This is a genomic window from Solirubrobacter phytolaccae (genome assembly GCF_027587195.1).
Lineage (GTDB): Bacteria > Actinomycetota > Thermoleophilia > Solirubrobacterales > Solirubrobacteraceae > Solirubrobacter > Solirubrobacter phytolaccae.
The window spans coordinates 27,872-44,086 of record NZ_JAPDDP010000007.1 but is presented as its reverse complement, the minus strand read 5'-3'; the positions used below and the strand labels follow the sequence as shown (position 1 = coordinate 44,086).

Here is a 16,215-nt window from a genome sequence, read left to right as displayed (position 1 = left end):
TCGCTCTTTAGTCCCGAACGCCAGCACAAGGCCCCCAAACATCACCCAGTCAGCCCATCGCGGCGGCGAGCCGGCGCAACGCCAGCCGGCTCCGGCCCTTCACGGTGCCGAGCGCGACGGACTGGCGTGCGGCGATCTCGGGCTGCGTCAGCCCACCCGCGTACGCCAGGAGGATCACCTCGCGCTGGGGGCCGGGCAGCCCGGTGACCGCGGCGCGCAGCCGTGCGTGCTCCTCGCGCGCGAGGACCGCTCCCTCGGGCGAGCGCAACTCGACCCCGGTGTCCTCGGCGTGGACGAAGCGGCGTTCGCGGACGTCTGCCTGGCGCCGCAGGTCGACGGCCCGGTTGCGCACGATCGTGTGCAGGAAGCCGGCGGCGCCGCCGGGCCGCGCGCGAAAGCTGCCGGCGTCACGCCAGAGCGCGAAGAACGCCTCCTGGAGCGCGTCGTCCGCGAGCTCTCGGCACGCACGCCGCGCGGTCGTCCGCGCCGCGTGGATGTGGCGTTCATAGAGCAGGGCGAAGGCGCGCTCGTCGCGGTCGGCGATGCGGCTGAGCAACTCGTCGTCCGTGAGCACGCGGCGACCGTAGCCCCGACCCTGGTGAACATTCTCTGAACTCGCTCCTGGACCCGCTGCGCGATGGGAGAATGGATCGAGTGCACGTGCGCGGTTCCATCCTGGTCGTCGACGACGAGCCGACGATCGGCGAGGTCGTCTCGGCGTACCTGCAACGGGCGGGCTACGAGACCCGCGTCGCGAGCGACGGTGACGCGGCCCTCGCGGCCGTCGCGGAACGTTCACCCGACCTGATCGTTCTGGACCTGATGCTGCCCGGCACCGACGGCCTGGAGGTCATGCGCCGGATCCGCGAGCGCCCGGATCGCAGCAGCGCGATCATCCTGCTCACGGCCAAGGGCGGGGAGTCCGACCGCGTGACCGGCCTGCGCCTCGGCGCCGACGACTACGTCGTCAAGCCGTTCTCGCCCAACGAGCTGGTGGCGCGCGTCGACGCGGTGCTGCGTCGGATCGACACGGTGCGCGCGGACGAGCCGGTGCTCACCTTCGGCGCGCTCGAGATCGACCCGACGGCGCGCCGGGTGCGCTGCGGCGCCCGCGAGATCGCGCTGACCTCGCGCGAGTTCGACCTGCTGCTGTTCCTCGCCCGCCATCCGGGCCGCGCGTTCACGCGCGAGGAGCTGATGGACCATGTGTGGCAGTACGCGTTCTACTCGGACACCTCCACGGTGACCGTGCACATCCGGCGGCTGCGGGCCAAGCTCGAGCCGGACCCGGAGCAGCCGCACTGGATCGAGACGGTATGGGGCGTCGGCTACCGCTTCGCGGCCTAGCGCTCGCGGCCGCGCTGTCCGCCGCGATCCCGGGCGTCGTCTGGGTGTGTTACGGCGCGCACGCCGCCTGGGTGACGGTGCAGATCGTCGCGCCGCTCGCGATCGCCACGGTGCTGGTCGGGGAGTGGATCGTCCGCCGCCGGCCGGGCGGGCTGCGGCGCCAGTTCGCGCTGGTCGCGGCGCTCGGCGTCGTGGCCCTCACGGCGGGCGTCGCGTTGTTCATCTCGCAGATGTTCCTGTCCAACCACGACGGCCTGATGACCGTGCTGCTGGCGATCTACGCCGGAGTGCTCGTGCTGTGGGTGGCGGGCCGGGTCGCCGCGCGCGCGTTCGCCGACCTCGACGCGGTGCGGGTCACGCTCGCCGCTGTCGGCGAGGGCCGCCGGGACGTGCGCGTCGCGGCGCGCGGCGACGACGAGATCGCGCGGCTCGGCCACGAGGTCGACGAGATGATCGTGCGCCTGGAGCGCGAGGAGCGCATGCGCCGTGAGCTGTTCGCGGCGGTCTCGCACGACCTGCGCACGCCGATCACCTCGCTCGGCCTGCTCGCCGCCGCGATCGACGACTCGATCGTCGACGAGGCCAAGCGCCGCGAGTACGCCAGCCGCATGAACACCCACGTGCGGCAGGTCGCCGCGCTGATCGACGACCTGTTCGACCTCACGCGGCTGGAGGCGAAGGAGCTCGAGTGGACCACGGAGCGCCTCGTCGTCACCGAGCTCGTCCACGACGCCGTCGACGCGATGCGCCCCGCCGCGGACGCCGGCTCGGTCACGGTGCGCGCCGACGTCAACGGGTCCACCGTCTGGTCCCACGGCAACCGCGAGCAGCTCAGCCGCGTCCTGTTCAACCTGATCCAGAACGCGATCCACCACACCCCGCCCGACGGCAGCGTGACCGTCCAGGTCGAGGACGGTGTGGACGGCGTGGAGATCGAGGTCGCCGACACCGGCGCGGGCATCGCCGCCTCCCAGCGCGACCGCATCTTCGAGCCGTTCTTCCGCGGCGACGCCGCTCGCCAGGCCCCGGGCGCCGGGCTCGGCCTGGCGATCTCGCGCGCGATCGTCGAGGCCCATGGCGGCTCGATCTGGCTCGAGGACGCCGCGGTCGGCACGCGCGTGCGCTTCCGCCTGCCGGCGACGGTAGGCTGATTCCAGCTAGTGGTTGCGCCTAGGGTTCCGCGCCGGGTCCGTGCCGAGAGGCCAAGGAAAATGAGGATCTGGCGGCCTGGACCGAGCGGCGCCAGGGCCGGCTGATTTGGCCCCACACCTCACGGGATAAAAACCCCGAGGGCTTCTATTACCCCTGCCCGCCGCGTGCGGGCGACGGAAGGAGCCTTCATGTCCCACCCCCTCCAGAGCGCGCTCTTGGTCCTTGCCGGCCTGGTCGCGGGGCTCGTCGGCAGCGCGGGCGGGATCACGTCGCTGGTCTCCTATCCCGCCCTGCTGGCCCTCGGCCTGCCGGCGCTGGACGCGACCGTCGCGAACAACGTCGCGCTCGTCGCCTGCTGGCCCGGCTCGGCGCTCGCCTCCCGGCCGGAGCTCGAGGGCCGCGCCGGTTGGGTGGCGCGCTGGTGCGCGGTCGCCGCGGTGGCGGGAGGCGCGGGCGCCGTGCTGCTGCTCGTGACCCCGTCCGACGCGTTCGATCGGATCGTGCCGTGGCTGGTGCTGGCCGGCGCCCTAGCGCTGCTGCTCGAGCCCCGGATGACCGCCTGGCGGGAGCGCCGGGACCGTCGAGCGACCGCCGCGGCCCTCGTGCTCCCAGTGCTCGCCGTCTCGCTCTACAACGGCTACTTCGGCGCCGGCGCGGGCGTGATGACCCTGACGCTGATGCTGGTGCTCGTCGACCGCCGGCTCGCGACCGCGAACGCGCTGAAGAACATGCTGATCGGCGCGTCGTCGGTCGCCTCGGCCACGGTGCTCGTGCTGTCCACCGCGGTGGCCTGGTCCTCCGTCGCGGCGCTCGCGGTCGGCATGGCGGCCGGCGCCAACCTCGGCCCGCGGATCGCCCGGCGGATGCCGACCCGCGTGCTGCGCCTGTTGATCGTCGCGCTGGGCGTGGCGCTTGCCGTCCGGCTGTGGCTCAGCTGAGCGACTCGGCCAGCCCGAGGACGATGCCCTCGGGGCCACGGAGGAAGCAGAGCCGGTAGCTGTCCTCGTACTGCGCGATCTCGCCGACCAGCTCGCCGCCGTGGCGACGGAGACGCTCGACGACGTCGTCGAGGTCTTTGACCGCGAACATGATCCGGCGCAGGCCCAGCGTGTTCGACGGCGCGTGCTCGGGCTCGGACTTGACCGCCTTCGGCGTGTGGAACTGCGACAGCTCCACCCGCCCGTGGCCGTCCGGGGTCCGCAGCATCGCGATGTCGGCGCGGACGTCCTCGAGCCCGATGACCTTGCCCGCCCACGGCCCCTCGACCGTCGTCTCGCCCTCCAGCACCATGCCGAGCTCGATGAAGAACGCCTTGGCGGCCGCGAGGTCCTCGACCACGATGAGCGTGTTGTCCATTCGTAGAAGCGTCATGTCCAAGGGACGGAACGGGTCCGCGGTTCTCGACATCCTAAGCGGGGACCGGCTCCTCGACCGTGCGCGAGTCGGTCAGCGTGAGGGCGCCGAAGCCGGCCACGACGCCGACGACGATCGCCAGCACGCCGTAGGTGATCTGCTCGCCGTGGAAGAACGAGTCCACGAGCGCGGAGCTCCACGTGCCGACCGGCAGCTGGGTCGTGACCAGCACGGCGATCAGCGTGCCGACCACGGCGGTCCCGATGCTCGTGCCGACCTCCTGCGCGGTGTCGTTGAGCGCCGCGCCGATCGACGTGCGGTTGGCCGGCATCGCGTCGACCAGCGCCACGGCGCAGATGGTCATGACCGTGCGCAGGCCGATCGTCATCAGCACCATCGAGATCGCGATCGGCAGGTAGCCGTGGGCGACGCCCAGCGAGAGGCCGGCCAGCCCGCCGGCGAGGAACCCGGCGCCGATCACGCAGGCGATCCGGTGGCCGTAGCGCTTGGCGAGGCCCTCGGACAGCGGCGTCGCGACGAGCATGGTGACGATGATCGGGAGGTTCGCCAGGCCGGCCTTGACCGGGCTCCAGCCGTAGGCGTACTGGAAGTGCAGGATCAGCCCGAACATCACGCTGGCCATCGCGATCGACGTCCCCATCTGCGCGATGGTGGCGCCGCGGACGGTGCCGTTCGAGAAGAGCTTGAGGTCGAGCATCGGCGACGCGGTGCGGCGCTCATGGCGCACGAAGGCGACCGCGGCCGCGACGGCGCCGAGGATCGAGCCGAGCGTGAGCGCGGACAGCCAGCCGTGCTCGACGCCGCTGGTCAGCGAGAAGCAGGCCAGCCCGATCGCGGTGACGCTGAGCAGCGCGCCCGGCAGGTCCAGCCGGTCGTTCGTGAGGTCCTCCTTGCGGTCGGCGGCGACGCCGAGCCGGACGCCGATGGCGGCGATCAGCGCGATCGGGGCGTTGACGACCAGCAGCCACTCCCAGCGGACATGGGCGAGCGCGGTGCCGCCGAGCAGCGGGCCGAGGATGAACCCGGACATGCCGACCACGATCATCACGGTCATCGCGCGCATGCGCAGCGCCTTGTCGTCGAACAGCCGGAACACGAGCGAGTTGGTGATCGGCGCCATGGCCGCGGCCGCGATGCCGAGTGCCGCGCGCAACGCGATCAGCTCACCGCTCGTGGTGACGAACACGACGCTCAGGCTGAGCGTGCCGAACACGGCGAGCCCGACGAGAAGTACGCGCCGGCGTCCGAGCCGGTCCGCGATCGATCCCGCGGTGAGCAGCAGCCCGCCGAACGTCAGTGAATACGCGCCGGTGACCCACTGCAGCGCGGTCGTACCGCTGCCGAGGTCCCGGCCGATCGTGGGCAGGGCGATCGACAACAGCGTGTTGTCGACCATCTCGACGAAGAACGCCAGGCAGAGGGCGGCGAGTGGGATCCAGGCCGCGCGCAGCGAGGTGTACGTGCGCGAGGTCGATTCGGTCAGGGCGGGAGCGGTCATGGGACCACCATCGGCGCGACCGCTCGCAGCACGGGCACACGCCGCTCACACCGCGCTCGCAGCCTGTGAGTGGGCCTGCGAGCGACGCCGGACTACGGTCCGAGCAACGCGAGCGGCACCACGTGGATCCCATCGGCCCGGCGATAGGCGTGCGGACCGGTGGTGATGACGATCGCCGCGCGCAGGTCGTCCTCGAGCTCGCGGCGGAGCCAGCGCAGATGCCGGACATCGTCGTCGTCGACGGTGGCCGAGAGCTTGACCTCGACGCCGACGACCTCACCGGCGCGCCCTTGCACGATGAGATCGACCTCCCGGTCGCCGCTGCGCGTGCGCAGGTGCCGGACCTGCGCCTCGGCGACCTGGGCGAACACGCGGATCGACAGGGTGGCCAGGGACTCGAACAACGCCCCGAGGAAGCTCCCGTCGCGTGGGATCGTGGCCAGGCCGCCCTTCCCTTCGAGAAGCGTGTCCTCGGTGACGCCGAGCAGCGCGGCGGCCAACGCCGGGTCGGCGAGGTGATGCTTCGGGCTCTGCGTGAGTCGCTTGAGCTGACTGCCGGTGGGCAGCCAGCCGTCGACCGGATCGAGGATGAACAGCCGCACGAGCGCGTCCCGGTAGGCCAGCGCGGTGGTCTTGGCGGGTGTCGCCTCGTTGTGCGTCGCGGCGTTGCGGATCTTCTCCAGGCTCGTCACGGTCGAGGTCGCGGCCGCATAGGCCACCATCCACCTGCGCAGCGTGTCGGGGCGGCGTACCGGCTGGCCCAGCTCGTCGGCGAAGTCGCGGTCGACGATGCGGCTGAGGTAGCCGTCCAGGCGCACCCGCCGCGATCGTCCCGACAACGCGCGGACGCCCGGGAACCCCGACCGGACGATCTCGTCGGCGTAGTCCGAGAGGCCGAGCTCGCTCGTGCCACCCACCTCCGCGTCGTCACCACGCAGGAGCGCGCGCAGGCTGACCGTGGGCTCCAGGCCGAGACGTTCAGGAAGCGTCATCGGCCGCATCCTCAGCACGTCGATCCGGCCGGCACCGGAGTGCCGCTGGGGGTCGTGCTCGTCGTCGGCCGGAGCCGCTGAGCCCGTCAGGAGGACGGCCCGCGCGGAGCGCCGTCGTCGACGGCGCGCCGGACCGCGTCCCAGAGCGTCGGAACGCGCCATGCACATTACCGAAAGGCAGCCATGAACGCTACCGCTAGTCACGCGTCTGCACTACCGTATGGCGTCGATCTGAACTACCGAACGGCCAGCAGCGAACCGACGCCCGCAGCGCTCTACGGCACCTACACGTACCCGACGCTCACGAAGGTCGGCTGACGACGCGCTTGAGCAGCTCGCGCAGCTGGGCGGCCTCGCGGTCGTCCAGCTCCCCGAGCAGCTCCCGCTCGGCCGTGTCGCTGGCGATCGTGGCCGCCTCGAGTGTCGCGCGGCCCGTGTCGGTGAGCACGACGACGTTGCGGCGCCGGTCCGCGGCGTCCGGGCGGCGCGCGACCAGCGCCTTGTCCTCGAGCGAGTCGAGCAGGCCGACCATCGTCGTGCGGTCGATTCCCATGCGCGCGGCGGTCTGCTGCTGGGACTCGGGCTCGCGGCCGTCCAGGAACAGGAGCACCCCGAGCTCACGGGCGCTGATGCCGGACGACTCGAGGTGCTGCTCGTGCAGGGCGTCGAGGTCCACCAGCGCGCGCTTGAGCAGGTAGGTGAGGCGGCCGGCGAGCCGCGGCCCCAGGTCGTCCTCTCTGGCCATGCGGCAATTCTACTGCTAGGCTGATCGTCAGCTGTACTGACGATCACTACTGGAGATGATCATGACGACTGTTCTACTCACCGGGGCCACCGGCCTCGTCGGCTCCCGCCTGCTGCCGCGCCTCGCCGAGGCCGGCTTCGACGCCCGCGCACTCGTCCGCCGCGACGTGGACCTTCCGGCGGGCACGACCGGCGTGCGCGGCGACCTCGCCGACCCCGGCTCGCTGCCGGAGGCGGTGGAGGGCGTCGAGGCCGTCGTCCACCTGGCGGCGCTCTTCCGGACCGACGACGAGGACGCCGTCTGGCGCGCGAACCGCGACGGCACGCGCCACCTGATCGAAGCCGTGAAGGCGCACGCGCCGCGGGCCCGCTTCGTCATGACCAGCACCAGCAACGTCTACGACGCCGACACGCCGCGCCCGAGCCGCGAGGACGACCCGGCCACGCAGACCGGCGCCTACCCGGCGAGCAAGCTGGCCGCTGAGGCGCTGCTGCGCGACAGCGGCCTGACCTGGGCGATCCTGCGCCTGCCGTTCGTCTACGGCGAGGGCGACGGGCACCTGGAGTCGATGCCCGCCCTGGCCACGCGCTTCGGGCTCCACCCCGCCCACACCTACTCCGTCGCGCATCACCGCGACGTCGCCGGCGCCGTCCGCCTCGCGCTCACCGGAGCGACGGACGGGCGCATCGTCAACGTCACCGACGACGCCCCCGTGACCGTCTACGAGATGGCCCAGCTCGCGGGCACGCCGATCGAGGGATCGACCGAGCCGCTGGCCAACCCCTGGTCGGGTCGCATGGACGGATCGCTCGCGCGCGAGCTGGGCTTCGCGCCGACGGTGCCGACGATCCACGCGGCCGCGCGCGAAGGGCTCCTCTAGAGCTGGATGCGCCGTCCGGTGGCGGCGGAGCGCTGGATCGCGTCCAGGAGCCGGTGGCGCCGGACAGCGTGGGCGAAGTCCGGCGCGACCGCGGTGCCGCGGGAGAGGTCGTCGCGGATCGCGGCGTAGGCGTGCGCCAGCGTGTGGCGTGGTGTGCCGGCCGCCTGCGGGTCCTCGTCGTAGCGTTCGGGCAGCGTGAGCTCGGCGAGCGGCTCGGTGCCGGGCGCCCCGCGCACTGTCACGCGGGCGAGGTGCGGATGGCTGGGCGCGGTCACCTCGAGCGTGCCTTCGGTGCCGTCGACGACCATCGAGAACCCGGGGCCCGCCAGCGTCCCGCCGCGGTAGTGGGCGGAGAGGACCGCGCCGCCCGGCAACGTGCCGGAGATGGCGATCTGGTCCTCGGCGGTCATGGGAAGCAGCTCGTCCGTGCCCACGAGCGAGACCCGCGGACGCCGGGTGGCCGTGGTCGCCGTCACGTCCTCCAGCTCGCCGACGACCATCGACACGGCATCGATCGCGTGCCCGAACGCGATGGTCAGCATCGTCGCTCCGGACGCGCGATCCAGCGTGTACCGCATGCGCTCGGACGTCTCCGCGCCCCAGCCGGCGGTCGACGCGACGACGGTGGTCGACAGCACCTCGCCCACGTAGCCTTCGGACACGAGGTCGGCCAGCCAGCGGAAGGTCGGCGACGTCCGCCCCTGAAGCCCGACGAACGACCGCGTCCCGGCCGCGGCGCGCTCCAGCTCCTCGGCCTCGCGGAGGTCGACGGCCAGCGGCCATTCGCTGAGCACCGCCGTGCCCGCCGCCAGCGCGGGGAGCACGAGCTCGCGGTGCCGCGGCACCTTCACCGCGACGACGACGAGGTCGACCTCGCTCGCGAGCGCTTCCACAGACGCGTGCGCGGGAACGCCGAAGGCCTCACTCGCGGCGCGCGCCGACTCGGCGCTGCTCCCCACCAGGCCGCGCAGCTCGATCCCGTCGAGGCCCGCCAGCGCGGGGACGTGGGACTTGCCCGCCCAGCCTCCGCGCGCGCTGAGGCCGACGATGCCGACGCGGATCATGCGGCGGGCGGCCAGCCCTGCACCGCGGCGTCAGCGACCTTGCGCAGCTCATCGCCGCCGGCACCGCTCGCGGCCTCGACGGCGATCCCGTGGGCCACGGTCATGACGTAGCGGGCGAGCAGGCCGGCGTCCGCTCCGGAAGGCAGATCACCCTCCTCGCGGGCCCGCTCGAACCGGTCCCGAAGCCGGCCGCGCATGTCGTCGCGCAGGCCGATCGCGGCGTCGCGGGCGGCGTGCGCCGGCGGGCTCGCGGCCAGGCTGCCCTGCACCATCAGGCAGCCCGACGGACGATCGCACCGCGTCGTCGCCTGGACCGCGCCGCGCAGGAAGGCGGCGGCCACGTCGCGCGCGGTCGCCTGCTGGAGCGCGCCCTCCCCGTAGCCGCCCGGCCCTTCGACGTACCGCTGCAGCGCCTGCTTGTAGAGCGCCTCCTTGTTGCCGAAGGCGGCGTACAGGCTCGTGCGCGTGATGCCCATGGCCTCCGTCAGGTCCGTGAGGCTCGTCGCCTCGTAGCCCTGCTCCCAGAAGACGAGCAGGGCGCGTTCGAGCGCGTCATCCGCGTCGAATCCGCGCGGCCGGCCGGCCCGGGCCTTCGTCTCGCTGGGCATGACGGCCAGCATAGCCAATTCGGTATCGCTCGGTACAGAAGTGGTACGGTGCGACATCTGTACCGATCGGAACTGAAAGGCGGGAACGATGCAGACGGTCTCACTCGGCGGGCTCGAGGTCTCGCGCATGGGCTTCGGCGCCATGGGCATGTCGGCGTACTACACGGGCGCCAATGGCGACGAGGCGGACGCGATCCGCACGATCCACCGCGCGTTGGCGCTGGGGGTCACGCACATCGACACCGCCGAGGCGTACGGCCCGTACACGAACGAGGAGCTGGTGGGCCGGGCCATCAAGGGGCGGCGTGACCAAGTCGTCCTCGCGACCAAGTTCGGCCTGATCTCGCACACCGGGCGCCCCGGCCTGGACAGCTCGCCCGCGAGCGTCCGCATCGCCGTCGACGGGTCGCTGCGGCGCCTCGGGACCGACTACATCGACCTCTACTACCAGCACCGCGTGGACCCCGACACGCCGATCGAGGAGACCGTCGGCACGCTGGCCGAGCTGGTGGCCGAGGGCAAGGTGCGGCACATCGGCCTTTCGGAGGCCGGTGTCGCCACGATCCGCCGGGCGCACGCGATCCACCCGCTCGCCGCGCTGCAGAACGAGTACTCGCTGTGGACCCGCGACCCCGAGGCGGAGGTCCTGCCGGTGCTGCGCGAGCTGGGGATCGGCCTGGTGCCGTTCTCTCCGCTCGGCCACGGCTTCCTCACCGGCAACATCCGCTCCCTGGACGACCTGGACGCCGACGACTGGCGGCAGACCAACCCGCGCTTCACCGGCGGCAACCTCGAACGCAACCTGCGCATCGTCGACGAGGTCCGCGCCGTCGCCGACGCACTCGAGGCGACACCCGCTCAGGTCGCCCTCGCCTGGCTGCTCACCCGCGGCGACGACATCGCCCCCATCCCGGGGACGACGCGAGTGGACCGCGTGGAGGAGAACACGGCCGCCGAAGGCCTCCTGCTCCCCGCCGACCACCTCGCCCGGCTCAACGATCTGCAGCCACCCTCCGGCGACCGCTTCGACGAGGCGAGCATGGCCGCCCTCAACCGCTAACCCACGCCGAGCGCCGCCTTGACGATCGACCCGCGCGCTTCCTTGACGGCGACGATCGCCTGGTACTCGAGCACGTTGGCCGCCAGCTTGGCGGACTCGTTGTCGATGTCGATCGTGCTGCCGTCGGCGCGCACCGTCCCCGCCGCGGGATCCCGGCTCGGCGTGAAGACCGTGTCGCGAGGGCTGCGACCGGCGCCGAGCGCGGCCTGCAGCGTCGCGTGGAAGTCGACGTCCTGGCGGACGTAGCCGGGAGTGGTGGCGTTGGCGATGTTGCCGGCGAGGGCCTGGTGGCGCGCCTGCGCCCCGCGCAGGGCGGCGCCGAGGGCCTGCTGTGTCACGTCTGAGAGCTCCACACCCAGACCTTCGGCGCTCACGTGATGAGACCTGAATGAGAATCTTCTTAGAGTCCGCTGATCACCACCATGTGTGCATGAAGCCAGAGACCTGGGCCATCGTCGGCGGCCGGCCGGAGCGCGTGCCCGGCGCGCCCTTGAACACGCCACTCGTTCCCGCATCGAACTTCGTCCTCGGCACCGAGCGCCTGTACAGCCGGACCGAGGCGACCGAGACCTGGCAGGCCTTCGAGGAGGTCCTGGGCGGGCTCGAGGGTGGGCACGCCGTGTCGTTCTCGTCCGGCATGGCGGCGTGCGCCGCCGTGCTGGGTCAGCTGCCGACCGGCGCGCACCTCGTCATCCCCGACGACTGCTACCAGGGCGTCGCCGGGATCGCGGAAGCCGGCGCGCGCGACCATGGGTGGCGGGTCGAGCGCGTGCCCGCTCCGGACACGGAGACGTGGATCGCCAAGCTGCTCGAGGCCGATCTCGTGTGGCTCGAGTCGCCGACGAACCCGCTGCTCGACGTCTCCGACGTGGCCGCGATCTGCGGCGCGCCGCGCAAAGACGGCGTGCGCGTGGTGGTCGACAACACGTTCGCGACGCCGCTCCTGCAACAGCCGCTGGCGCTGGGCGCGGACGTGGTCATCCACGCCGCGACCAAGTTCCTCGGCGGTCACTCGGACCTGCTGATGGGCGCCGCGGTGGCCAAGGACGAGGCGCAGCGCGACCTGCTGGTCACGGCGCGCAAGCTCTACGGCGCCACGCCGGGCACGCTGGAGGCGTTCCTGGCCACGCGCGGCGTGCGGACGCTGCCGGTGCGGCTGAAGACGGCGGTCGCGAGCGCCGTTGAGCTGGTGGCCCGCCTCGAGGCGCACCCGGCGGTGCACCGCGTGCGCTATCCGGGCTTCGGGGCGGTCGTGAGCTTCGAGCTCGCCGACGCGCCGACCGTCGACCGCGCGTGCGCCGCGGTCAAGATCATCTACAACGCCACGAGTCTCGGGGGCGTCGAGACGACGATGGAGCGCCGCAGCGTCCACCCGGGCCAGGAGCACATCCCGGACGGGCTGATCCGCATGAGCGTCGGCTGCGAGGACGTCGAGGACCTCTGGGCCGACCTCGAGCAGGCGCTCGCCGCCGCCTGAGCCTGGTAGGTCTCCGCACCGCGCGGGTATGGCCGTGTTGGTCAGGGACTCCAGGGAGGCGCCATGCATCGCCGTAGCCGGTTCGCAGCACTCGCGGTCGTCGTCATATCGCTCGCGGGTTTCGCGGCTCCCGCCCGCGCCCAGAACAGCGAGGTCGTGACGATCCTCGGCGACCTGGTCCGGATCAACACGTCCAACCCGCCCGGCAACGAGGCGCTCGTCGCGGAGTATCTGCGCACGCGCCTCGAGCCGCTTGGGTTCCAGGTCGACATCGTGCCGACCCCGACGGTGGGCAAGGCGCACCTGATCGCCCGCCTGCCCGCGACCGCGCCGGACGGTCGCAAGCCGCTGCTGCTCGCCGGGCACGAGGACGTCGTCGGCGTCGAGCGCCCGCTGTGGACCGTGGACCCGTTCGCGGGCGTGATCCGCGGCGACCGCCTCTACGGGCGCGGCGCGCTGGACTTCAAGGGCGGCCTGGCCGCGTTCACGGTCGCGGCGATGCGACTCGCGCGGGAGGGCGCACCGCGCACCCGCGACCTGATCCTGCTCGCGGAGGCCGACGAGGAGGGCGGCTCGTACGGCACCACGTGGCTCGCGGAGAACCACTGGCCGAAGATCGACGCGAGCGAGTCCCTCAACGAGGGCGGCTGGATCTTCGCCGGCGGGAGCGGCGGGGCCCGGCTGATGGGCATCACGACGATCGACAAGAACTCGCTGTCGGTGACCTTCCGCACGCGCGGGACCTCGACCCACTCGTCCCGCCCGCTGGCCGACAGCGCGCTGCGCCGGCTCGTGCGCGCGCTCGACCGGGTCGAGCACTACGACACCGCGCCGCGGATCACGCCCACCGCGCGCCGCTATCTGCGCGCCTGGGCGCGCACCGCCGACGCCCCGACCGCGCGCCGGCTGCGCGCGATCACCACCACGCGGCGCCCTGCGGTCCGGCGCCGGCTCGCCGACCAGTTGCGCGACGGCCAGTGGGGCGAGCTGTTCGACGGGCTGGTGCGCAACATCTTCGTGCCGACGATCGTCGACAGCGGCATCCGCGCGAACGTCCTGCCCGGCACCGCCGAGGCGACGGTGAACATGCGCATGCTGCCCGGGCAGAAGCCGCGGCCGCTGATCCGGGAGCTGCGGCGTGTCGTCGCCGACCCGAAGGTGGAGATCACGCCGATCGTCAGCGGCGACGCCACGGTCACCGAGACGCTCGACGCCTTCGACAAGCGCGCGCGGCAGGCGCCCACGACCACGGACACCGACCTGTACCGCACGCTCAGCCAGGAAGGGCGGCGGCAATGGCCCGGCACCGTCGTGACCCCGGCGCTGTTCGAAGCGGGCACGGACGCCACGCCGTGGCGGCAGCGCGGCATCCCTGTCTACGGCATCTACCCGTACCCGATCAACCACGCCGACCTGCTGGCCATGCACGGCAACGACGAGCGGGTGCCGATCAAGGGCCTCGAGCAGGGCACGGACATGCTCACGCGGGTGCTGCGACGGGCGATCGGCGGAACCTAGGTCGCCTGGATCGCCTCGAGCACGTCGAGCCGGGTCGAGCGGCGCGCGGGGATGAGCGCGGCGAGCAGCCCGAGGCCGAGGCCGAGCACGAGGACGAGCAGCGTCTGGCCGATCGGCAGGCTGAAGCCGATGTCGGCCTCGGCGATGCGGTCGATCGAGAAGATCAGCGCCCACGCCGAGAAGAGGCCGAGGGCGATGCCGGCGAACGTTCCGAGCCCGGCGATGACGAGCGACTCGAGGCGGACCATGCGCTGCACGCGTCCGTCGAGCATGCCCACGACGCGCAGCAGCCCGAGCTCCCGACGGCGTTCGAGGATCGAGAGCGAGAGCGTGTTGATGATGCCGATGAGCGCGACGATCACGCTCATGCCGAGCAGGCCGTTGACGGCGTTGATGACGAAGTCGAAGATCGAGCTGACGAGCTGCCCGGTGACGTTGCCCTCCTCGGCGGTGATGTCCGGGCGCTGATCCGCGCGGGCCTCGATCGCGTCCTTGGTCTTGGTCTGCGCGCCCGAGTCGACGTCGAGGAACGCGACGGTCGGCGCGGTCCGGCCGACGAGGCCCGCGAACGTCGGCTCGGCGGTCAGCGCACCGATCTGCTGGGCGTCGATCGTCGGCGCGAGCAGCGCGGAGACGCGAAGGGTCTGGGACTTGCCGGTGCTGTCGGTGACGCGCACGCGGGCACCGAGCCGCGGACCACCGTCGGCCTCGGTGACGGCGATCGTCCCCGGCTGGAGGTCGGCGGCCGAGCCGCGTGCGAACTCGAGGTCGGCGACCTTCTGGATCGCCGGGATGTCCCCGCTGGAGAGGCGCGCGACCTTGCCGTCGATCGTCACGGTCTCGCGCCGGAAGGGCGTGATGGCCTTCACGCCGTCGATGCGCTTGAAGTCGGCCTGGAGCTGCGGGTCGATCGAGCCGCCTTCGCTCGTGATGATGAAGTCCGCGCTCTGGAGCTTCTTGAGCTCGCCCACCGCGAAGTCCTTCACGCTCGTGCCGGCGGCCGTGACCAGCGTCACCAGGAACACGCCGATCAGCAGCGCGTTGGCCGTCGTGGCCGTGCGGCCCGGGTTGCGGGCCACGTTGTCGACCGCGAGGCGGCCCTCGAGGCCGAACGGCTTCATGAGCGGGCGAGCGAGCCGGGCGCCGCCGAGCGCGATGAACGGTCCGGCCACGATCACGCCGACGAACAGCAGCAGCGCGCCGAACCCGATCGCCGCCCATGAGCCACCGGCGACGAGCCCGCCCGCGCCGAGCACGACCAGCACCGCGGCCGTGATCTTCCGTCGCCGCGAGAACGAGGTCGCGTCGACGGCGGAGATCCGCAACGCCTCGATCGGCTCCGTCTTCGCCGCCCGCCGCGCCGGGATGTTGACCGAGAGGAACGTGATGACGGTGCCGAGCAGGATGCCCTGCACGACCGGGGCGAGCCCGACCTTGATCCCGCTGCCCGGGAGCTCGACGCCGACCGCCTTGAGCACGGCGATCAGCACGAACGTCAGCACCAGCCCGGCGACCACGCCCAGGGCCGACCCGAGCAGGCCGATGATCAGGCCTTCCAGGCGCAGCGAGCGCTTGATCTGCTTCGGGGTCGCGCCGATCGCCGCCAGCACGGCGAGCTCACGCAGCCGCTGCGCGACGATCACGCTGAAGGTGTTGTAGATCACGAACGCGCCGACGAAGAGCGCCAGCAGCGCGAACGCCTGCAGCGCCTGCTTGAGGTAGCGGCCGATCGCGCCCGTCGACTCGCGCTGGTCGGTGAGGAACTGCTCGCCCGTCTGCGCCGTGTAGCCCTCCGGCGTCAACGGCTTGATCTCGCGCTCGAGCTGCGCCTGGTCGACGGAGCCGCGCAGGTACAGCGCCTGGTACTCGCGCTGGCCGGAGTTCAGCCAGTCGAACGCCGCCGCGGCGGGCACCGACACCGTGCCGTCCTGGTCGAGCGCGTCCGCGCTGCCGAACTTCGTGACGCCGACCACGGTGGCGTCGAACGCCCCGGCGAGCGTCGCCACCTTCACGCGGGAGCCGACCTTCAGGTCCACGCTCTCGGCGAGCCCGCGATCGACCGCGACCTCCCCGGCGCCCTTCGGCGCGCGTCCGGAGGTGAGCTCGAGCGGGTTGAGCTCGGCGTCGTCGATCCACAGCCGTCCCGTCGCCGCCTTCGCGCTCGGATGACCGCGACGCGGCGGGAACGCGACCGGCGCGGTGAGCAGCCCGGCGCTGCCGTCCACGCCGGGCACGCTCGTGATCCGGTCGGCCTGCCGCGCGGAGAGCTTGAGGTCCTTGCCCGGATCGCCGGACAGGTCGGCCGTGCTGTCGGCGAGCACGACCGCCGCGTCGACGTTGCCGTACTGCTGGTCGACGTCGCCTTCCAGGCTCGAGATGACGCGGTCGGACACGAACGTCGTCGCCGTGAAGAACCCGACGCCGGTGATGATCGCGACCAGCGTCGCGACGTAGCGGCCGAGGTTGTTGCGGACGCCTCGCCAGGCGAGTGTGCGCACGG

The 16,215-nt window shown here is 72.3% G+C and carries 16 protein-coding genes; 7 read left to right on the top strand and 9 right to left on the bottom strand.

Features of this window, described 5'->3' with window-relative positions:
• Positions 1-49: 49 nt before the first annotated feature.
• Entirely contained in the window at positions 50-574 is a 525-nt protein-coding gene (locus OJ997_RS05605) for an RNA polymerase sigma factor (protein ID WP_270024068.1), read from the bottom strand.
• A 71-nt stretch (positions 575-645) separates the two neighbouring features.
• Here OJ997_RS05605 and OJ997_RS05600 point away from each other — a divergent pair, with 71 nt between their 5' ends.
• The 3 genes from OJ997_RS05600 (at position 646) to OJ997_RS05590 (ending at position 3,437) form a co-directional block, all read left to right on the top strand.
• The gene (locus OJ997_RS05600) at positions 646-1,347 is read left to right on the top strand and encodes a response regulator (RefSeq protein ID WP_372517871.1); all 702 of its coding nucleotides are present in this window, start codon (positions 646-648) and stop codon (positions 1,345-1,347) included.
• Positions 1,317-2,498 (top strand): sensor histidine kinase, encoded by a 1,182-nt coding sequence (locus tag OJ997_RS05595; protein WP_270024065.1) that lies wholly within the window; start codon positions 1,317-1,319, stop codon positions 2,496-2,498. The genes OJ997_RS05600 and OJ997_RS05595 overlap by 31 nt, the downstream gene beginning before the upstream one ends.
• A gap of 189 nt (positions 2,499-2,687) precedes the next feature.
• Positions 2,688-3,437, top strand: a complete 750-nt coding sequence (locus OJ997_RS05590) for a sulfite exporter TauE/SafE family protein (protein ID WP_270024064.1) — start codon at positions 2,688-2,690, stop codon at positions 3,435-3,437.
• On the opposite strand, the gene OJ997_RS05585 is transcribed toward OJ997_RS05590, so the two are convergent.
• The 4 genes from OJ997_RS05585 to OJ997_RS05570 form a co-directional block, all read right to left on the bottom strand.
• On the bottom strand, positions 3,430-3,870 hold the full coding sequence (locus OJ997_RS05585) for a VOC family protein (RefSeq protein WP_372517870.1): 441 nt from the start codon (positions 3,868-3,870) through the stop codon (positions 3,430-3,432). The genes OJ997_RS05590 and OJ997_RS05585 overlap by 8 nt on opposite strands.
• 37 nt (positions 3,871-3,907) lie before the next feature.
• Positions 3,908-5,371: an MFS transporter gene (locus OJ997_RS05580; protein ID WP_270024062.1), complete on the bottom strand. Its 1,464-nt coding sequence runs from the start codon at positions 5,369-5,371 to the stop codon at positions 3,908-3,910.
• A 92-nt stretch (positions 5,372-5,463) separates the two neighbouring features.
• The gene (locus OJ997_RS05575; RefSeq protein WP_270024061.1) at positions 5,464-6,363 is read right to left on the bottom strand and encodes an ATP-binding protein; all 900 of its coding nucleotides are present in this window, start codon (positions 6,361-6,363) and stop codon (positions 5,464-5,466) included.
• A 301-nt stretch (positions 6,364-6,664) separates the two neighbouring features.
• On the bottom strand, positions 6,665-7,108 hold the full coding sequence (locus OJ997_RS05570; protein WP_270024060.1) for a MarR family winged helix-turn-helix transcriptional regulator: 444 nt from the start codon (positions 7,106-7,108) through the stop codon (positions 6,665-6,667).
• 61 nt (positions 7,109-7,169) lie between these two features.
• Between OJ997_RS05570 and OJ997_RS05565 the strand changes: the two genes are divergently transcribed.
• Positions 7,170-7,988, top strand: coding sequence for an NAD-dependent epimerase/dehydratase family protein (locus tag OJ997_RS05565; protein ID WP_270024059.1), 819 nt, complete (start codon positions 7,170-7,172; stop codon positions 7,986-7,988).
• Here OJ997_RS05565 and OJ997_RS05560 read toward each other — a convergent pair.
• Positions 7,985-9,052: a Gfo/Idh/MocA family protein gene (locus OJ997_RS05560; protein ID WP_270024058.1), complete on the bottom strand. Its 1,068-nt coding sequence runs from the start codon at positions 9,050-9,052 to the stop codon at positions 7,985-7,987. The genes OJ997_RS05565 and OJ997_RS05560 overlap by 4 nt on opposite strands.
• On the bottom strand, positions 9,049-9,660 hold the full coding sequence (locus tag OJ997_RS05555) for a TetR/AcrR family transcriptional regulator (protein WP_270024057.1): 612 nt from the start codon (positions 9,658-9,660) through the stop codon (positions 9,049-9,051). The genes OJ997_RS05560 and OJ997_RS05555 overlap by 4 nt, the downstream gene beginning before the upstream one ends.
• 88 nt (positions 9,661-9,748) lie before the next feature.
• On the opposite strand from OJ997_RS05555, the gene OJ997_RS05550 reads away from it, so the two are divergent.
• Entirely contained in the window at positions 9,749-10,720 is a 972-nt protein-coding gene (locus OJ997_RS05550; protein ID WP_270024056.1) for an aldo/keto reductase, read from the top strand.
• On the opposite strand, the gene OJ997_RS05545 is transcribed toward OJ997_RS05550, so the two are convergent.
• Entirely contained in the window at positions 10,717-11,073 is a 357-nt protein-coding gene (locus OJ997_RS05545; protein WP_270024055.1) for a flagellar basal body rod protein FlgB, read from the bottom strand. The two genes, OJ997_RS05550 and OJ997_RS05545, sit on opposite strands and share 4 nt — an antisense overlap.
• Positions 11,074-11,150: 77 nt before the next feature.
• Between OJ997_RS05545 and OJ997_RS05540 the strand changes: the two genes are divergently transcribed.
• Complete coding sequence (locus tag OJ997_RS05540; protein WP_270024054.1) at positions 11,151-12,197, top strand: trans-sulfuration enzyme family protein; 1,047 nt, start codon at positions 11,151-11,153, stop codon at positions 12,195-12,197.
• 63 nt (positions 12,198-12,260) lie between these two features.
• Complete coding sequence (locus OJ997_RS05535) at positions 12,261-13,715, top strand: M20/M25/M40 family metallo-hydrolase (protein WP_270024053.1); 1,455 nt, start codon at positions 12,261-12,263, stop codon at positions 13,713-13,715.
• Here OJ997_RS05535 and OJ997_RS05530 read toward each other — a convergent pair.
• A complete protein-coding gene (locus OJ997_RS05530) occupies positions 13,712-16,213 on the bottom strand; it encodes an ABC transporter permease (protein WP_270024052.1) in 2,502 nt (833 codons plus the stop codon). The two genes, OJ997_RS05535 and OJ997_RS05530, sit on opposite strands and share 4 nt — an antisense overlap.
• Positions 16,214-16,215: the final 2 nt, after the last annotated feature.

What these genes read in the sequence shown, in the direction of transcription:
- OJ997_RS05600 (WP_372517871.1), top strand. Translation starts at nt 646, where the DNA reads ATGGATCGAGTGCACGTGCGCGGTTCCATCCTGGTCGTCGACGACGAG.
- OJ997_RS05595 (WP_270024065.1), top strand. Translation starts at nt 1,317, where the DNA reads ATGGGGCGTCGGCTACCGCTTCGCGGCCTAGCGCTCGCGGCCGCGCTG.
- OJ997_RS05590 (WP_270024064.1), top strand. Translation starts at nt 2,688, where the DNA reads ATGTCCCACCCCCTCCAGAGCGCGCTCTTGGTCCTTGCCGGCCTGGTC.
- OJ997_RS05585 (WP_372517870.1), bottom strand. Translation starts at nt 3,870, where the DNA reads ATGACGCTTCTACGAATGGACAACACGCTCATCGTGGTCGAGGACCTC.
- OJ997_RS05580 (WP_270024062.1), bottom strand. Translation starts at nt 5,371, where the DNA reads ATGACCGCTCCCGCCCTGACCGAATCGACCTCGCGCACGTACACCTCG.
- OJ997_RS05575 (WP_270024061.1), bottom strand. Translation starts at nt 6,363, where the DNA reads ATGACGCTTCCTGAACGTCTCGGCCTGGAGCCCACGGTCAGCCTGCGC.
- OJ997_RS05570 (WP_270024060.1), bottom strand. Translation starts at nt 7,108, where the DNA reads ATGGCCAGAGAGGACGACCTGGGGCCGCGGCTCGCCGGCCGCCTCACC.
- OJ997_RS05565 (WP_270024059.1), top strand. Translation starts at nt 7,170, where the DNA reads ATGACGACTGTTCTACTCACCGGGGCCACCGGCCTCGTCGGCTCCCGC.
- OJ997_RS05560 (WP_270024058.1), bottom strand. Translation starts at nt 9,052, where the DNA reads ATGATCCGCGTCGGCATCGTCGGCCTCAGCGCGCGCGGAGGCTGGGCG.
- OJ997_RS05555 (WP_270024057.1), bottom strand. Translation starts at nt 9,660, where the DNA reads ATGCCCAGCGAGACGAAGGCCCGGGCCGGCCGGCCGCGCGGATTCGAC.
- OJ997_RS05550 (WP_270024056.1), top strand. Translation starts at nt 9,749, where the DNA reads ATGCAGACGGTCTCACTCGGCGGGCTCGAGGTCTCGCGCATGGGCTTC.
- OJ997_RS05540 (WP_270024054.1), top strand. Translation starts at nt 11,151, where the DNA reads ATGAAGCCAGAGACCTGGGCCATCGTCGGCGGCCGGCCGGAGCGCGTG.
- OJ997_RS05535 (WP_270024053.1), top strand. Translation starts at nt 12,261, where the DNA reads ATGCATCGCCGTAGCCGGTTCGCAGCACTCGCGGTCGTCGTCATATCG.